21 protein-coding genes are annotated in these 17,044 nt (G+C 43.1%); 8 read left to right on the top strand and 13 right to left on the bottom strand.

Annotated features, from left to right (window positions below; all coding sequences use genetic code 11):
• Nucleotides 1–85: 85 nt before the first annotated feature.
• Complete coding sequence (locus GSY63_RS10205; protein WP_166585711.1) at nt 86–367, top strand: (2Fe-2S) ferredoxin domain-containing protein; 282 nt, start codon at nt 86–88, stop codon at nt 365–367.
• Here the strand turns inward: GSY63_RS10205 and GSY63_RS10200 are convergent.
• The 3 genes from GSY63_RS10200 to GSY63_RS10190 all read right to left on the bottom strand — a co-directional run bounded on the left by GSY63_RS10200 (nt 364) and on the right by GSY63_RS10190 (nt 1,814).
• Entirely contained in the window at nt 364–894 is a 531-nt protein-coding gene (locus tag GSY63_RS10200) for a ferritin (protein WP_166585710.1), read from the bottom strand. The two genes, GSY63_RS10205 and GSY63_RS10200, sit on opposite strands and share 4 nt — an antisense overlap.
• A 103-nt stretch (nt 895–997) precedes the next feature.
• Complete coding sequence (locus tag GSY63_RS10195; protein ID WP_166585709.1) at nt 998–1,366, bottom strand: hypothetical protein; 369 nt, start codon at nt 1,364–1,366, stop codon at nt 998–1,000.
• Between the two features lie 190 nt (nt 1,367–1,556).
• Entirely contained in the window at nt 1,557–1,814 is a 258-nt protein-coding gene (locus GSY63_RS10190) for a hypothetical protein (RefSeq protein WP_166585708.1), read from the bottom strand.
• 225 nt (nt 1,815–2,039) lie between these two features.
• On the opposite strand from GSY63_RS10190, the gene GSY63_RS10185 reads away from it, so the two are divergent.
• On the top strand, nt 2,040–3,014 hold the full coding sequence (locus GSY63_RS10185) for a metallophosphoesterase (protein ID WP_166585707.1): 975 nt from the start codon (nt 2,040–2,042) through the stop codon (nt 3,012–3,014).
• 173 nt (nt 3,015–3,187) lie between these two features.
• On the top strand, nt 3,188–3,724 hold the full coding sequence (locus tag GSY63_RS10180; protein ID WP_166585706.1) for an OmpA family protein: 537 nt from the start codon (nt 3,188–3,190) through the stop codon (nt 3,722–3,724).
• Nucleotides 3,725–3,797: 73 nt separating this feature from the next.
• Here the strand turns inward: GSY63_RS10180 and GSY63_RS10175 are convergent, their stop codons facing one another.
• Together GSY63_RS10175 and GSY63_RS10170 are read right to left on the bottom strand one after the other, a co-directional pair.
• Nucleotides 3,798–4,145, bottom strand: coding sequence for a DUF1801 domain-containing protein (locus tag GSY63_RS10175; RefSeq protein WP_166585705.1), 348 nt, complete (start codon nt 4,143–4,145; stop codon nt 3,798–3,800).
• Nucleotides 4,146–4,268: 123 nt separating this feature from the next.
• Complete coding sequence (locus tag GSY63_RS10170) at nt 4,269–5,024, bottom strand: SDR family oxidoreductase (RefSeq protein ID WP_166585704.1); 756 nt, start codon at nt 5,022–5,024, stop codon at nt 4,269–4,271.
• A gap of 142 nt (nt 5,025–5,166) precedes the next feature.
• Between GSY63_RS10170 and GSY63_RS10165 the strand changes: the two genes are divergently transcribed.
• Both GSY63_RS10165 and GSY63_RS10160 read left to right on the top strand, forming a co-directional pair.
• Nucleotides 5,167–5,586 carry a winged helix-turn-helix transcriptional regulator gene (locus GSY63_RS10165; RefSeq protein WP_166585703.1) on the top strand — a complete coding sequence of 140 codons (420 nt, stop codon included), beginning with the start codon at nt 5,167–5,169 and terminating at the stop codon, nt 5,584–5,586.
• 250 nt (nt 5,587–5,836) lie between these two features.
• On the top strand, nt 5,837–6,712 hold the full coding sequence (locus tag GSY63_RS10160) for an OmpA/MotB family protein (protein ID WP_166585702.1): 876 nt from the start codon (nt 5,837–5,839) through the stop codon (nt 6,710–6,712).
• A gap of 84 nt (nt 6,713–6,796) precedes the next feature.
• On the opposite strand, the gene GSY63_RS10155 is transcribed toward GSY63_RS10160, so the two are convergent.
• From GSY63_RS10155 to GSY63_RS10125, 7 genes are all read right to left on the bottom strand, one after another.
• Entirely contained in the window at nt 6,797–7,405 is a 609-nt protein-coding gene (locus GSY63_RS10155; protein WP_166585701.1) for an alpha-ketoglutarate-dependent dioxygenase AlkB family protein, read from the bottom strand.
• A 178-nt stretch (nt 7,406–7,583) separates the two neighbouring features.
• On the bottom strand, nt 7,584–8,348 hold the full coding sequence (locus GSY63_RS10150; protein ID WP_166585700.1) for a hypothetical protein: 765 nt from the start codon (nt 8,346–8,348) through the stop codon (nt 7,584–7,586).
• Nucleotides 8,349–8,524: 176 nt separating this feature from the next.
• Nucleotides 8,525–8,917, bottom strand: a complete 393-nt coding sequence (locus GSY63_RS10145) for a hypothetical protein (protein ID WP_166585699.1) — start codon at nt 8,915–8,917, stop codon at nt 8,525–8,527.
• Nucleotides 8,918–9,066: 149 nt separating this feature from the next.
• Complete coding sequence (locus tag GSY63_RS10140; RefSeq protein WP_166585698.1) at nt 9,067–9,645, bottom strand: carboxymuconolactone decarboxylase family protein; 579 nt, start codon at nt 9,643–9,645, stop codon at nt 9,067–9,069.
• Nucleotides 9,646–9,712: 67 nt separating this feature from the next.
• On the bottom strand, nt 9,713–10,096 hold the full coding sequence (locus GSY63_RS10135; RefSeq protein ID WP_166585697.1) for a DUF3037 domain-containing protein: 384 nt from the start codon (nt 10,094–10,096) through the stop codon (nt 9,713–9,715).
• The gene (locus GSY63_RS10130; RefSeq protein WP_166585696.1) at nt 10,074–10,871 is read right to left on the bottom strand and encodes a HipA family kinase; all 798 of its coding nucleotides are present in this window, start codon (nt 10,869–10,871) and stop codon (nt 10,074–10,076) included. Before GSY63_RS10130 ends, GSY63_RS10135 begins: the two co-directional genes overlap by 23 nt.
• 74 nt (nt 10,872–10,945) lie before the next feature.
• Nucleotides 10,946–12,202, bottom strand: coding sequence for a DEAD/DEAH box helicase (locus GSY63_RS10125; protein ID WP_317168556.1), 1,257 nt, complete (start codon nt 12,200–12,202; stop codon nt 10,946–10,948).
• A gap of 410 nt (nt 12,203–12,612) precedes the next feature.
• Here GSY63_RS10125 and GSY63_RS10120 point away from each other — a divergent pair, with 410 nt between their 5' ends.
• A complete protein-coding gene (locus GSY63_RS10120) occupies nt 12,613–13,926 on the top strand; it encodes an amino acid permease (protein ID WP_166585695.1) in 1,314 nt (437 codons plus the stop codon).
• 288 nt (nt 13,927–14,214) lie between these two features.
• On the opposite strand, the gene GSY63_RS10115 is transcribed toward GSY63_RS10120, so the two are convergent.
• Entirely contained in the window at nt 14,215–15,846 is a 1,632-nt protein-coding gene (locus GSY63_RS10115; RefSeq protein WP_166585694.1) for a carboxylesterase/lipase family protein, read from the bottom strand.
• 138 nt (nt 15,847–15,984) lie between these two features.
• On the opposite strand from GSY63_RS10115, the gene GSY63_RS10110 reads away from it, so the two are divergent.
• Together GSY63_RS10110 and GSY63_RS10105 are read left to right on the top strand one after the other, a co-directional pair.
• Nucleotides 15,985–16,716 carry an NUDIX hydrolase gene (locus GSY63_RS10110; protein WP_166585693.1) on the top strand — a complete coding sequence of 244 codons (732 nt, stop codon included), beginning with the start codon at nt 15,985–15,987 and terminating at the stop codon, nt 16,714–16,716.
• Nucleotides 16,717–16,815: 99 nt separating this feature from the next.
• Nucleotides 16,816–17,031: a hypothetical protein gene (locus GSY63_RS10105; protein WP_166585692.1), complete on the top strand. Its 216-nt coding sequence runs from the start codon at nt 16,816–16,818 to the stop codon at nt 17,029–17,031.
• Nucleotides 17,032–17,044: the final 13 nt, after the last annotated feature.

Below are 17,044 nucleotides of genomic sequence, written 5' to 3'. Positions count from 1 at the left end.
TCCTTGCAATAAATAGTATGGTGCTGATGATGTACAATATATTTAACCGTAATTTTGCGTTAATATATAGTTAACAACAGACATCATGAGCAAGTTTACCGTACCAGATAAAGTTCTATATATATGTACCGGCAGTAAATGCGCCAAACGAGGTGGGAAAAGCTTGTACAAGTTGACAAAATCCTTCAACAAACACCACCACGGCGATCAGGATATTGAAGTAGTGAGGATAGAATGTACAGACCGATGCGATTACGCACCGGTCTGTACTATACAGCCAGATAACATCTGGCTAAAAGAATATTCGGAGAAAGAAGTGCTTAAAGTATTGCAATCTCTCACTCAAAAGAAAATCGATTTGGTTTAAGCTTCGCTGTCGTATTTAATATCGCCAACGTGCTTATCAATTTGCCAGCGACCAGTACCTTCTTCGCCAATAACCTCAAACAGTTCTAGCGCGCGGCGTGCTTTGTGCTCTTCTTCGCGCTGCTCTTTCAAGAACCAGTTTAAAAATTCCATGGTTACATAGTCCTGCTCTTTGTGGCAAAGTGCTGCTATGTTTTTGATTGATTGGGTTACGCTGATCTCCTGATCCAAAGCATCTTCAAATACTTCGCGGAAAGAGTTATATTCTATTTTGATACCGCTAACATCAGGCGAAATAGCCGTTGCACCCATATCAAGTACATATTTAAAGAACCTCAACTGATGCTGTCTCTCCTCTTCAGCCTGTTTGAAGAAATATACAGAAGAACCATCGAAACCATTTCTGTCGCACCATGAAGCCATGGCTAAGTATATCGATGATGATTGTGCTTCTTTACGGATCTGCTGGTTTAAAAGGCTCTCCATTTCGGTTGAAATGAGGCACTTTATACGCATTATATCTTTCATTTTAGTTTCGATTTAATGTATCAATACAGGTTATATAACAATAATAATGCTATAAATTGATACTAAAAAAATTAGTGCTAATATGAAATGAGTCTTAATACGATTAAACGGCCAAACGGTGCAGCCTATCGTATATGATATGGTTAAGCTCTAACATGGTAAAGGTACCTTGTAGCAACTCTTTTAAAGCTATGATCTCTAAAGTAGTGAGAATATACGTATGGTCGCAGGCACAGATAAATACAATTTCCATATCGGCACTCCTCTTCGGGTTAAGTAGAAGGGCCTCAACATCTATATGGTAAACTGCTTTACGGAGTTTATGCAAGCAGCGGTAGTCGAAACGGTTAACCTTACCGGCAAAATCAATGTACCAGCAATTGTCTTTATCGCATTGGTAAACTGCGCCCGAAGCTGTCGAAAACACTTCGGTAATACTCGGCTTAATACAAATAGTTTCTGTCGCTTGCATCTATTTTCTGTTGCATTGCGAAACTCGGAATTATTTATAATTAATCCAAATAAAGTAGAAAAATATTTCTTGAACCGATCTGAATTTTACAATTTTAAGGGCATACTTCCCCTAGTCTCCAATTAATATAATTCCTGACTACAAAACGTTCAAGCCGGGGTACTTGAACGTGCAATTAATGTGTTCGGTGTTATACGCTTTCTACAGCGGCAACAGCCTTTGCTTCGTCATTAGCTAATACCAAAGCAGTTTTATCGATCTTAATTTTATCGGCTAATCTTTTAGCAACTTTTTTGGCTTCTTTCTCGATGGTTTTAGAAAGTTTTTCAACGTCCTGACCCAGTTTGCCTGCTGCTGCTTTAAGTTCTGTAGCAATGCTTACCTGGATGTCTTTAGCTGCGTTTTTACGTGCGGTTTTTACAAGTGACTTTAGCTTGGTCTTTTTCATATTGTAGTATCTTCTGTTTGGTGCAAAAGTAGATTATAGTAAAGTTAATACAATATTATCATTATGTTAAGTATGTCCGCTTAAATTAACATTTACTTATCCATTAACATTCAACAATTTACAATTGCTTAAACATTACTTGACATTTACAAATGCAACATTGTGTACATTGCGTTATAATTCCCGGCATTGATATAATCCCCTAAAGTTGCCGGGGCGAGCAGTATGAAACGCAGAGACTTTGTAAAAAACGCTACCCTAACCGCTATAGGTGCATCCATTATTAGTCCGCTGGGCGCTTTTGCCGGCGAACACATAACCCATCTAGAAAGTGATGACCTCACCGGCCTCAACAAAATAGCCGACGACTACGCCATGCATTTTATGGCTATAGGCGACTGGGGCCGTAATGGAGAGTATGATCAACTGGAAGTTGCCAGGCAAATGGGCCTGTGGGCAGCAGCGCATCCTAATGATTTTGTAATTTCGGTTGGTGATAATTTTTATCCCAAAGGTGTTATCAGTGAGCAAGACCCGCTGTGGCACTACTCGTTCGAGAATATTTACACGGCCCACTCACTCCAATGCGATTGGTTTTCGATACTAGGCAACCACGATTACCTCAGCGATCCGGAAGCGCAGATCCGTTACAGTAAAGTAAGCCGCCGTTGGAATATGCCTGCGCGCTACTACACCAAAACGGTATCTTTAGGCGCCGACAAGGGCAAGGCGATGTTTATTATGATAGATACCGACCCGATGCTGCACGAGGCACTGCAACCGCAGGTTGCTACCCAAATGGTCTGGCTAAAAGATACCTTAAAGAATGCACCAGCCGATGTGAAATGGAAGATTGTAGTTGGGCATCATCCCTTTTATACTGTTGGGCCGCGCATCACTAATTATGATACCCTAACTGTGCGTAAAGTGTTAGCTGATGTTTTTGAAGAACACAAGGTGGATATCTACCTCTCGGGACACGATCATTCCCTGCAACACCTGAAACCAGAAGGTTTTACTCACCAGTTTATTTCAGGTGCGGGATCCGAGCTAACTGACGTGCATACAGGTATCCCATATAGCCGTTTTGAGGCATCACAGCATGGCTTTATGTATTTTTCTGTAGATGCAGGCCGGTTCAATATGAAAGCGATTAACAAAGAAGGGGCCATATTGTATCAGACAGAATTGACCAAATAATAAGGTAGAACAGGGTTAATAACCTAGACATAACTAACAGTAAAATAACTATTTAACCCTATAGAGCAGGTTTTCAAGTTTGAAAACCTGCTTTTTTTTCGCCTGAAAAATACTTTTCGGATAAAAAGAATGTTTTATGTTTACAGCGTTCAACCTTAATATAATTTATACAAATGAGAGTTTTAAAATCCAATTTAATCTTAGTTTTCGTAGCTTCATTAGCTTTTACACTACCTTCTTGTAAAGCAAAAAAAGCCGTAGTGGCTCCAGCTGCGGATACGGTTAAAACCGAACCAGTTGCACAAAAACAACCAGAGCCTGCACCAGCTCCAGCACCGGCGAAAGAAGAACCAGCACCGGCACCAGAAAAACCTAATCTGAACTTTGCTAATATTCAGTTCGAATTTAACTCGGGCGTACTAAAAACAGATTCATATCAAACACTTGATCTGGTTGCCAGATCATTGAAAACAGCATCGACTACGAAAGTAGCTTTAAACGGCAATTCATCTGCCGAAGGCAGCACAGCACACAACATGTCGCTATCTTTAGACAGAGCTAATGCTGTTAAAGCTTACCTGGTTAATGCAGGTGTAAACGGCGATAACCTAACTACAAAAGGCTATGGCGAAAGTAAGCCAATAGCCGACAATGCAACCGAAGAAGGTCGCGCGTTAAACCGCCGTGTTGAAATTAAGGTTCTAAATTAATTTCCATAAAAATGTTATAAAAGAGGCCTTTAGTTTTTACTAAAGGCCTCTTTTATATTTGATGATTTTCATCTTACTGGCGAAGCTTCATCGCCTGATTTAAGATGTTATTTATATCCCCTATCGGTAAATCTTCCGAAGGATCTATCAGCATAATCTTCATGCGGGCCCGCTTCTCCTGTATCAGATCGGGGTGATCTATCAACTTGCCATCAACCATGCCGATGTAAGGCAAGTGAAACTTTTTGTGAACCCATAAATAGCAAAACATTTTGCCTTTGTAGTAGTAGAAAGGCATTCCATATCTCCAGGCCTCCGTGATGGCTGCATCATAATCCAGAATGTGTTTTCTTAAAAACTGAAGGCAGCTTCTTACGGGTTCATCCTTTTGCAAAAAATAGTCATCTATCGGCCTAAGCATATCATGATCATATAGGATTGCTATAGTAAATATCGGCTTATTTCTTATACCACTAAAACAGAAAAGCCCCCGAAATAAATCGGCAGGCTCTTCCTATTAAACTCGAACTAAAGAATTAGCTATTTACAGGGTGTACATACCACCGTCTGCAACCAGTTCCGCACCTAACACGAAAGTAGAATCGTCTGAAGCGAAGAACAACGCTATTTTAGCGATCTCTTCAGCATTACCAAAGCGGCCAATTGGAATCTGGCTTAATATGCCATTACCCATTTGTTGTAATTGATCATCGCTAATACCTAATTTTTCGCTGGTATGCAGAGGTGTAACAACCGGGCCTGGGCTGATAGCGTTAACTCTTATACGACGTGGCAGTAATTCGGCAGAAAGGTTTTTGATCAATGATAATAAAGCTGCTTTACTTGCTGCATAAACACTTGCACCAGCCATACCAATGTGTGCATTGATAGAGGTATTGAAGATGATAGAACCACCATTGTTTACCAATGGCAACAACTGTTGCAGGGTAAAGTAAGCGCCTTTAAAGTTTACGTTCATAATCTCGTCGAACATATCTTCGGTCATGCCATCAACTGAGTTAAATTTACCTAAACCAGCATTGATGAAAATAATATCAATGTTTGGAGTGATCGCTTTAACTTGCGCCTGGATTTGATTTACCTGAGCCATATCGCCTGCATCTGATACAATACCGTGCGCATTTTCGCCAAGTTGGGCAACAGCCTCATCGATAGATTTTTGGTTACGGCCGGTGATGATCACCTTAGCGCCTTGGGCTACAAATTCCTGTGCAGTTGCGAAGCCAATACCGCTGTTTCCGCCTGTTATAATTGCTGTTTTACCAGTTAACTTTTTCATATCTTTATGTTTTATTTATGATTTGTTGAGTCAAAGTGACGGATAATTTAAGTACTGCACAAGAAGGTACTTTTTGGTGTGAGACGTACCTTTTGGTAAGTTATGCGCCCATTTAAGATATTGGCATACAGCGATTTTTATTATGACAGAGAAACGACACAAGAACTTCAATTGTGCTATGGAAGCGTCGCTCAGCGTGATTAGCGGCAAGTGGAAGATGACTATATTAAACAGATTACTGGCTGGCCCAATACGTTATACCGAGATCAAACACCTGATACCCGAGATAACCGAAAAAATGCTCACCCAACAGCTGCGCGAACTGGAGGAAGACCAGATTGTACAACGCAAAGTTTACCCTGTTGTACCGCCTAAGGTAGAATACTTCCTCACCGACCTGGGTAACCAGCTTATCCCTATTTTTAAAGCCCTTGAGGTTTGGGGCAGTAACTTCCTAACCGCCAGCACCGGCGAAACAGTTAACCCCGATAGTAGTTGCTATGTGGCTAAAAGTAAAGCATCTGTGAGTGAGGATGGTAAATTGGAAAGTGTAGAAAGATAAAAGCTTCCAAAATGTGCTATAACACATTACCATAACTAAATGATGCAGGCTAACGCTTTTATGCAAATCCACCATTTTTTCACGTCCTTTTATCATTCTTAGGCAATAATCCATTTATCTTAAGCAAAGGACTCTAACACCCACTGTAAATCAACCAATTACAAACAGAAAAACATTCCTTCAAATATTTCGTTATTATTTGTCGATATATTTATATCGCTATATTTATAAAAAACAAATACAGAAATTTATGAAGTTTCCAATAGTAATTCCGGCGCTGCTTGTTGTAGCAGGTTTAGCCTCAAGTTGCGTAAGTAGCAAAAAATACAAAGAGCTGGATGCCAACTACACCCAACTACAAAACAGCACGCGCGACCTAAGCGTAAAATACCAAACCAGCGAACAGGCGCTTGCCGTGGCCAACAATCGCGTTAAAAGTTTAGAGGAACAAATCTCTTCTGAAAAGGCAAACACACTGGCTTTACAGGATGCCCTTAACAAGTGTTTAAACTCGAGCAGCCAGGGTAACGTAAACATAGCCAAACTGGTTGACGAGATTAACAGTTCTAACCGCTACATCCAACAACTGGTAAATACCAAAAACAAAAGCGACTCACTTAATATGGTGTTAACCAATAACCTAACTCGTTCATTAAGTCAGCAGGAAATGAAGGATGTTGACGTACAGGTGTTAAAAGGCGTGGTATACATTTCACTTGCCGACAACATGCTATACAAATCTGGCAGCTACGAAATTTCGGATAAAGCCAATGAGACTTTAAGCAAAATTGCCAAGATCATTAAAGACTATAGCACTTACGACGTGCTGATTGAAGGTAACACCGATAACGTACCAATCTCTCAGAAAAACATCCGCAACAATTGGGATTTAAGTGCTATGAGAGCTGCATCTGTAGTTATGGCATTGCAAACCACTTTCCAGGTTGACCCTAAACGCTTAACCGCAGGCGGTCGTGGTGAATATAACCCTATTGCCAGCAATGATACCCCAGCCGGTAAAGCACAAAACAGACGTACACAGATTATCATCACTCCAAAACTGGATCAGTTTATGGACCTGATAGGTAAAGCTCCTGAAAAACAGGATCCAGCTCCAAAACAATAATCTTAAATTAAAGAGCATAAAAAGGCCTCCAGATTTGGAGGCCTTTTTTATTGGTGAAAAAATTAACGGGCTTTAGCTCAATTCTTATTTTATGTTACTGATCCTGAATGTAAGGTTTACCCGTTCTTTCATTTTCTTTGCCGACTTGGCAATTCGATGTTGCCAATGATCCTGAAAATCGCCTTTCATTAGTAAGTAAGAACCGTTTTCTAACGGAATAGAATATTTGATGCTAGGATTGACCTTATTACGAATATCAAAAACCCTTACCTGACCTAAACTAACCGAGGCGACTATTTTATTACGTCCCGGGATGCCATCTTGATCGTCGTGCCAGCTTACTGAATCGTTGCCGTTTCGATAGTAATTCAGCAAAACTGTATTAAACTTCACACCAGCGGCTGCTTCTACTCTTTCACGCATCATCAACAAGTCGTCCGTCCAGGGTAATGGTGGCGTATTACCTCCCGAAATAAAGAAATCAGCATCCGAATCGCCGCACCAGGCAGTTAGCCTTGGAGTAAGCACCTCCTTACCATACATCATAACCGAACGTTGTATCCAGGGAGTTTCATTAATAAATTTCTTTAAAAGATGCTCGCTCTCCTGCTTACCAAACATACTGGGGATATAATCGGCTATGTCAATAGGCAGACTGCTAATACTGTCCTCAAAAAAGCTAAGTTGATCCATAAGTTTAGCTGTGACAAAAAGAGTGCCTGTTGCTATCTATCCCCCTATATGTCATGCTGAACTTGTTTCAGCACCCCACGAGACAAGTAAATAACCTGGATAGTTAGCAAAGCAAATGAGGTCCCGATCCCAATCACTATTGGGATCGATGACAATATCTTATCTTGAAAACTCCTCTCTACAATTTCCTAATACTATACCCTAACCCAATATTAAGCGAAACAAATATGGCGCTCTGACCTTTGTCGGGGCCATTATCTAAGGAGTGACCGTCTACTTTCCAATCGCTACGTGCTGCGTTAATGTAATACCCAGCTCTGATACCTATAGGGATATTACGCTGTATCTCCACACAGTTATCAATTCGCTTTGTTTTCATTTTGATGAGATAATCATAGCCGCCTCCCAATTCGATGCCGAAGGCTCCCTGATATAAGGTTTTGCTCGATGTACTTGTCAATAGTTCTTGGGAGAAATCGTTAGTGCTTTCCTCACGGGCTTTATCTTGAATCTTAAGCATCGCAGCAGAGAAATTCAATCCAACAAACGGAAACAGGCGAAAATCCGGCGTCTTCACTACGTTATAACCAGCTCTGAAATACAACTGTCCCTGCCCATATTTGGCTTTTAAATTATTCCCATTTTCCGAAGTAGATAACGGCGTAAGGCCTATACCATCTTCAAAGATCCATTGTTTATGAATATGGTTCATGGAGAGGTTAATCCATATGTCATTCCCGCTTAGCGATGGTATATTGTTGTTATTGAGGATCCGGTTAAGCTGATCGAAATTGTTGTTCCGATAGGTAACCTGTATTTGGGCAGCCCCCGCGATAGTACGGTTAAACCAGCTTTTGCCGTCGGACGTGGTGGTTTGGGCCGTGGCCATATGTGCCCCAAGCAGCATAGCGGCTAAAAATAATAAGTTAAGTACTTTTTTCATAAGTCAGATTTTAGTAGATATATTTCGTTTAAACACATTCTTATAAGTACGTTATAAGAAATATTGTTTCTAACAGACTTACGCTTTAAATGAGTAAGGGGTTTACCTAATTCCATAAAACAAAAAACGCGGCACAGAACGGCCGCGTTAGCGAATACAATACCTTGTTTAATATTTTAGTTTGCAGACTCCGTCGAACTCCAACCGTCGCTCCAGCCATTGCCGCCGTTGCTATCTTTAGAAGTTTTCACCATCGTATCATATTTAGTGGCTTGCGAAGGCGTTAATACCGCTTTGATTTTATTAATAGTGCTTACCCGAAGTGGTTTTATGTCAGCCATCATTTTATTAGTATTGCCATTCTCAGCAACTTTTATCTTCTCAAATTGCTTCGACGAATCGTCATAAATGCTGGCTATTTTGAGGGTTTGCGAATCTGTTAGCTTCAATTCCTTTTGCAGATCTTTGGCCTTGTTCAACGGGTCCGGGCTAACCGCATGTTTAGTTTGCGCATTTGCAGCCGTTACCAGCAAGGCGGCGAAACAGCATATTAACATTAACCTTTTCATGTGTTTTTGATTTATGATGATTTATATAATATAATATCCATTAAACACTTATAGTTTTCGATATATAAAAAAAGTGACCATTTGGCCACTCCACCCTTATATATAGTTACTTAATAGTATTAAAAATCTTATTATTCTAACAAGTCAATTTATTGCGCTTCAACTGGTTCTGTTTTAGTAAGCTTCAGAGGGCCGCTATGATAACCCTCACGGGCACGCTGGGCCCCCATCTGGTCGTACAATTCTTCATCATCCGGCTGAAATGTAGCCAGCCCGTCTACATAGCGGTTATACATACAAAATGCAGCGGCAATAAGCACGGTATCGTGTACTTCGAGATCGGTGGCACCTTCCTGGTGAGCAAGCTCAACATCAGTTTCAGTCACGCTCTTGCCGCCAATTTGTACCTTGGCAGCAATACGGAGCAATGCCTTCAACTTGTCGCTAACGGGGGAGGTTTCCATATCAGCTACAACAGCTTTTACAGTCTGGCCATCTTTGTTCAGTTGATGCTTGGCAATGGCACCGTGTATGGTAGCACAATACTTACAGTCATTAAGACTTGATACGTAAGTTGCAATCAGCTCTCTCTCACCGGCACTTAGCGTTGGATGCGGATTGTGGAGCAAAGTTTGGGCTAAAAAGTTAAGCGGAACTGCTGTTTCTGGCCTGAAGGTGAACAGGCTTCTGATACCCGGCAAGCCCGCCGGCAGGTTGATGTGTGGCATGATGATTTAATAATTGGTAATTCAATATCCAAATAAAATCACAATAAAACAATTGATTTTATGCTGATTATGCCACTAATTGCTCAAATAGCTTTTCGAGGGTTTGAGCCGCATCCAGGCACAGTCCGGGATGCACTTTAGAAGCCTGCACAACGGTGCTGCGCGTGGCGGTTATCCAACGAAAACGCGAAGCTGCATCAAGTGTGGCAATAGGCCCTCCCTCTTTGTTGCCGAGGCATATTTGTGTAAGGGCGTTCAAGTTGTCTGTAAGCACATCGATGTCGAGATCTGAGCATAACGCACGAATTCGCGGTTCGTTCACCGTAAATTTAATACCTAAAAACTGCGGACGTTTACAGTATAAGATAACACCAACATTTATAAATTCTTCGCGCTCCACCCTTGGTACAACGCGTATAACGGCGTACTCAAATAAGTGATTCTCTGGCATGTTGTGCTTCTTTTACAAATATGTCCGACGATGCAATGCGCGTCGTCAGGAAATCGAAATATACATCGCGAACAGCCTCCGGGGTTTCATTTTCAAAACCCTTGGTCAGCCATTCGTCGGGTATCAGGTTAACAATGGTGCGGATCTTATCAGGGGTTAAAATAGTTTTAAATTCTGTATCTACGGCTTCCAGTTCGCTGGCACGCGGCAGCAATACGTGATCTTTAACCTGCGCAAATGGACGTTTGGCTTGCTCTTGCCAGTTATACCACGAGTGATGGAAGTATAACGAGGCGCCGTGATCTATCAACCATAATTCTTTATGCCATATCAGCATATTGGTATTGCGTGGGGTACGGTCTACATTGGTAATCAGGCAGTCGAACCAAACAATTTGAGAGGCCAACTTAGTATCGAGTGTTGTCACCACCGGATCGAAAGTAATGGCGCCAGATAAATAGTGTAATGCCAAATTTAGGCCTACGCTGGCCTTTAGCAAGTCCTGGATCTCTTCATCAGGTTCGGTACGGCCGAAAGCAGTATCTAGGTTGGCAAATACTAATTCCGGGATCTTAAAACCTAATAAGCGGGCAATTTCGCCACCTATCAGTTCGGCAATCAAAGCTTTTAGACCTTGCCCGGCCCCACGAAATTTCAGCACATACAGAAATTCGTCGTCGGCCTCGGCTATAGCAGGTAGAGAACCTCCTTCGCGAAGCGGTGTAACATAACGGATTACGTTAACAGTGCGTAATTGTGGTTGAAAATCACTCACGATATCATGTATTAATTAACCGGATGTATGGGCACGAAAATAAGCGTTTTTTGGAAACGAATGGTCGGGCGATATTATTTCTTGCCTTGGCTTTGCCCTTTTGCCCCACTGCCACCTTTGCGTTGTGGCCTTCTCCCCCCTTTACGACGATTATCAAACTGAGGCTTTTGCTCAGGTATCGCGCCGATATCGGCAGGCAAAGTTATTTCCTCTATTTTTTTATCAATCAATGCCTGGATGTTTGCCAGCCTGCGCTCGTCATTACGGTTAACCAAGGTTACCGCAGTACCGGTGGTAGCCGCACGGGCCGTGCGGCCAATGCGGTGGATATAGTCTTCCGGGTCGCCGGGCACGTCATAATTGATAACCAGATCAATACCTTCCACGTCGATACCGCGCGACAAGGCATCAGTACCAATAACTACAGGTAATTGTCTGTTCTTAAAATTCAGGAGTACCTCTTCGCGTTCTCCCTGATTCATATCCGAATGGAAGGCTTCCGCATTAATATGGGCAGCTTTAAGGTCTTTTGCCAAAGCCTTTACCTTCTCTTTGGTGGATGCAAAAATAATAGTACTGGTATAAAGTCCGCTGCGGAGCAATACCTCTATCAGTTTAGTTTTTTGGGCATCATGCACCTTATAGATCTGTTGACTGATACCTACAGCCGGCTGTGAAATAGCAATATTAATTTGTTCCGGATTTTTCAATATCGAACGCGCCAACGTGCGGATCTTACCTGGCATGGTGGCTGAGAACAGCAAGGTTTGTCGATTAGCCGGCAAATAGGTAATAATGCGCATAATGTCCTGAAAGAAGCCCATATCCAGCATACGGTCGGCCTCGTCGAGTACAAAATATTTAAGATGGTTTAATTTCAGCGCTCCCGAGGTTAGGAATGAGATCAATCTTCCCGGCGTGGCAATCACAATATCCACATTGTTTTGGATACCGCGCTTTTGCTGTTCGTAAGCCATGCCATCGCCACCGCCATAAACGGCTAATGAGCTTACTTCGGTGAAGTAGGCTAAGCCCTCCACCTGTTGATCTATTTGCTGAACCAACTCACGCGTTGGCCCTAAAATAAGTGTACTGATCTGATGGCCGTGCCCCGAATTGCTGATACCGTTTAACACCGGCAGCAAATAGGAAGCAGTTTTACCCGTACCTGTTTGCGCACAGGCAATAATATCTTTACCTGCCAGTATTACAGGTATGGCTTGGGCCTGTATGGCGGTTGGTGTATTGTATCCCATGCTTTGGACACCCTCTGCCAACTGCTCGTTGAAATTAAAATCCTTAAAAGTCACTATCGCTAAAATAAAAAGCACAAGTTAGGAATAATGTTGTGGTTATCAGCATTTGTGAGTTTTAAGTACAAATTAGGAAGGTGGCCTTGCGAATGTTTCATCCAAAAATTTTTTTTTCGAAGCCGCCAAAGGGTGGTGCATGGTGCAATGCACCATATGCACCACTGTGTTCCTACTTAAAAGTCATTTTCATGTGAAACCGCCTATCTTACATCTGATTATCAACATCTTAACAAACAACTTCACTGACTCAAAAGACGAATGCACCACTTTTTATGACTTTTAAGTATTTTTTGAGTTGTAAAGCTCCAGATTCCGTCAAATATTCCGCTATTACACTTCGAGCATCTTAATTACACATGGCAGCCAAATTCTTTACCTTCGCGGCAAATACGTACCTTATCATTCTCCTGAAAAATTTGAATTTATAAATGGCAGCTTCGAGCAAAAACAAAATAGGTTTATGGGCCAGCACTTCGCTGGTGGTTGGTAATATGATAGGTGCGGGCGTATTTCTGATGCCGGCAGCCATGGCTTCTTTCGGTAGCGTGAGTCTGCTGGGCTGGGTATTTTCGGCTATCGGCTCGTTCTTCTTAGCAAAGATGTTCAGTAACCTAAGCAAGCTACTCCCCGAAGGAACCGGCGGCCCCTATGCGTACACACGCCACGGCTTGGGCGATTTTGCCGGCTTTTTAGTAGCCTGGGGATACTATCTTGCCACTTCTTGCGCCAATGCGGCTATTACGATCTCCTTTGTAAGTGCACTAAGCACTTTCTTCCCCATACTTGCAACCAGTACACTTGCCGCAGTGCTTACAGGCTTAAGCGCAATCTGGTTACTTACGTGGGTTGGCACCAGAGGCATCGCTACCTCGGGCAATATGCAATTAGCTACTACCATTTTAAAGCTACTCCCCCTATTTGTAATAGCTATCGGTGGATTATTTTTTATCCACTTCGATAATTTCCACCCTTTTAATAGCACCAATACTTCTGTATTTGGTGCCATTACGGCTACCGCCTCCATGACGATGTTCTCCTTTATCGGAATTGAGTCTGCAACCATCCCATCGGGCAGTGTGGCCGACCCTGGAAAGACCATCGCAAAGGCGACGATGCTTGGTTTGCTTATCGCAACGTTGGTATATGTATTGGGTAGCGTAAGCGTTATGGGCATTATTCCGCCTAAAATTCTGCAACATTCTGTTACCCCGTATGCCGATGCAGCCGCTTTTATGTTTGGTCCGAGTGCACGGTATTGGGTTAGCGCAGGCGTGGCTATTGCCGCTTTCGGTGCCTTAAACGGCTGGGTATTGGTGCAAGGCCAGGTGCCATTCGCCATTGCTAAAGACAAGCTTTTCCCGGCCATATTTACCCGGCAAAACAGCAAGGGTGCGCCTTACGTAGGTATGATTATCAGCAGCATTATCATCTCGCTGTTTATGGGTATGAACTACACCAAAGCCCTGGTAGAGCAATTCCGGTTTCTGTTACTATTATCGGTGTTTATGATGCTCATCCCCTATCTATTCTCGGCCGCCTCGTACATTATTATCAGGGTAGAGAAAAAGCCCCTGCAAAGCGGCGGCTGGTTATCGGCCATTGTATTAGGTCTGCTGGCCTTTGTATATTCGTTATGGGAAATTGCCGGCGCCGGACAAAGTTCTGTTTATTACGGATTTATCTTACTCATGGCAGCTATTCCGTTCTACGTTTGGGGGGCTTATAAGAAGAAAGTGGGTTGAGAAGAGAGCCAAGAATCGAGAATCAGGAATCAAGATGCCTCAGCCCAGCCCTCTCCGGGGGAGAGGTAGAAAGCTTTGGAGAGGCGCAATTCCCTCCTTTGGGAGGGTTAGGGAGGGGTTTCTGCGATTGAATTGCGACGAGACCCCTCCCTGCCGCAACACAGACCGACCGCGCCCCTCCCGAGGGAGGGAATTTAAAAGTTATGCCTTTTATGGGTTCTTACGATCCCAAGGAGATAGAGCAGAAATACACGTTACGAAAAAGGCCTCTTATCGAGGCCTTTTCTGTTATTTCGTATACTGTTTATCCAAAAACAAATATCGCTCGTGCGTTGTGTCTGGTTCCAGCTTGGTGGTTACGTTTATGTTGATGTATTGTACCTTGCTGCCTGCAGTGTTAGGTGCCCATTTAGGTAGGCCGCCACCGTTGGGGTTTGCTGTTTTGATGAAGTTGGCAAAATAGTCTTCCATGGTTTTGGATACTTTGTAGTCATCAGGAGTCCAGGCATAAACGGTGTTAGTGGCTAAATTACCTAAGGCATATTCAATTTCAGATGCGTGTGCAGCACCGTCGTAAGCTACGGGTGGTTTTGGTTTGTTGGCATCCGCGTCGTTACCCTTAATTACACCGCCAGCTAAACCGGCAGTTGCATTACCCATTTTAGCTGTCATTGGTGGGCGGTTGCGAGAGAACAAGTAACGGTATACAGGTTTACCGCCAGTTTTGGCCTGCAAATCTGCCCATTTCCAGGTACTGTATGATATAAAACGGTCGCTCGCCAGTTCTGTGGCAGATTTTATAACCTCGGTTTCATTGTTCCCAGGATACATTCGCAACACCTCGTCGGCCTGTGTCCCATAAGCCTCGCGCACCAATTTCTGGTAGTTTTCTACTGTAGGTGCTTGTCCGCGCATAAATGCCTGGTATGGTATCTCAGCTGAATTCCATCCTACTAAAAGCGGAACCTGGGCCTGCTCACCTGCGTTAAAAATATCAACAGGCATTTTTGGTAGAAAATAGCCATCTACCACCGTTGCGTTTGGCGGCATGCCTGGTTGGTAAGCGTCATCCAATAATTTTTCTGATGGAATAGCCCGAAGATCTGCCAGAGAATTTGCGCCAACCTTGCCTGCAAAGGTAGTTCCGTTCTTTTCGCCATCGGCTAACGGAATTGGAAACAGGGTTGGGTTAAACGGCGCGCCACTCTCTCCAATAGCACCTGCTATCAGATTCTTAGATAGCGGCGAAGCCATCTGCGCACATACCGAGATCGAGCCGGCAGATTCGCCGGCGATGGTTACGCGTTTAGGGTCGCCACCAAAGGCTGCAATATTCTTTTGTACCCATACCAAGGCAGCATTTTGATCGAGGTATCCATAATTACCCGAAGCTTGGTGAGGCGATTCTTTGGTAAGTTCGGGATGCGAAAAGAAACCGAAAACGCCTAAGCGGTAGTTAACCGTTACGGTAACAATACCTTTGGTTGCCAGGCTCTCGCCATCGTAACGCGGTTCAGAACCGTCGCCTGCAACCAGCCCCCCGCCGTAAAAATAAACCATAACAGGTAAGCCAGCATTGGCAGTTTTAGATGGTGTCCATACGTTCAGGTATAAACAATCTTCGCTCATCCCATCCGAGCGAAAGCCCATATCGCCAAAAACCGGTTTCTGCATAGCGCGCGGTCCAAAATGATCTGCCTTGCGTACACCTGTCCAGTCTTTAACCGGTTGAGGCTCCTTCCAGCGCAGGTCGCCAACCGGTGGCTGCGCAAACGGTATACCTTTAAAGGTGCGAATGCCATTAGTTTGCGCCACCCCTTCCAATTTACCATTAGCAATGGTAGCCTCGGTAGGTTGTTGGGCAAATAGGTTAACTGCAGCAAGCTGTAGTAAGAGCAGTAAATAACTCCTTAATTTCATGTTTGTTAGGTTTAATAAATTGAAGTTAGCAAATATTATCAGTTTACAATCGTATCACCGATTATTATTGTATCAATTTGTTACAATAATAATTTATATGTTCTGCCCGGTCAACTTTTTATTTTATTTTCGTTGAACATGGCAGGTAATTCTGAACAAAAGGCAAGTCAAATAGATTGGGCGGCGTTTATGCCCGGCCTGGCTTTGGATGCCGTTATATTTGGTTATCACAACGGCCAACTGAAAATCTTGTTACTGGAATATAAAAACACGCCATTGTTTGCGTTACCTGGAGGCTTTATCCAACAAGACGAGGATCTTAACAATGCCGCCAAACGTGTGCTGCACGAACGTACAGCTCTGAGTAATATCTACCTCGAACAGTTTTATGTTTTCGGCGATTTAAGCCGGCATAATGCAAGCCAGCTTAAACAGATTATAGTGGCCAACGGGCATTTTATTGATGATAGCCACTGGTTATTACAGCGCTTTATTTCCGTCGGGTATTATGCCCTGATCGACTTTACAAAAGCCATCCCAACTCCCGACGCGATATCCGACAGCTGCCAGTGGTTTGATATAACCAATCTGCCGCCAGTAATGCTGGAAGACCACCAGGAGATTATCAGAAAAGCGCTCGAAACCTTACAAACCGATCTGGACCGTAAGCTGATTGGCTTTAACCTCTTACCAGAAACCTTTACCATGGGCGACTTGCAAGGGCTTTATGAGACCATATTAGGCAAACCATTGTTACGACCGGCATTTCAACGCAAAATGCTAAGCCTGGGAATATTGGAGCGGATAGCCAAAAAACAAACAGGCATGGCGCACAAGGCACCATACCTCTATAAATTTATTGGCGGATAAGTAATTTAAAGCCTCCGCACTTTTAACAATAGCCCCCTTCCCATAGTAATCAAAACAATAAGCCTGCAATTCCCTTTACTGTAAAATATTTTTGCTGATATGAAAAAGATGATTGGATTTGCCCTGATAGTAATTGGAATTATTACGTTGGTTTGGACGGGCTTTACTTACACTAAGAAAGAAAAAATTATTGACGCAGGACCGTTGCAAGTATCGGCCGACAGAGAAAAAACAGTGGCGTGGCCCCCTTATCTTGGCGGTATTTTATTAATTGGAGGCATTATTATCGTTGCAACGTCAAAAAAAGGCGAATAAGCGGTTGGGCTGC

Source organism: Mucilaginibacter agri (genome assembly GCF_009928685.1).
GTDB lineage: Bacteria > Bacteroidota > Bacteroidia > Sphingobacteriales > Sphingobacteriaceae > Mucilaginibacter > Mucilaginibacter agri.
This window is presented reverse-complemented; position numbering and strand designations above follow the sequence as displayed.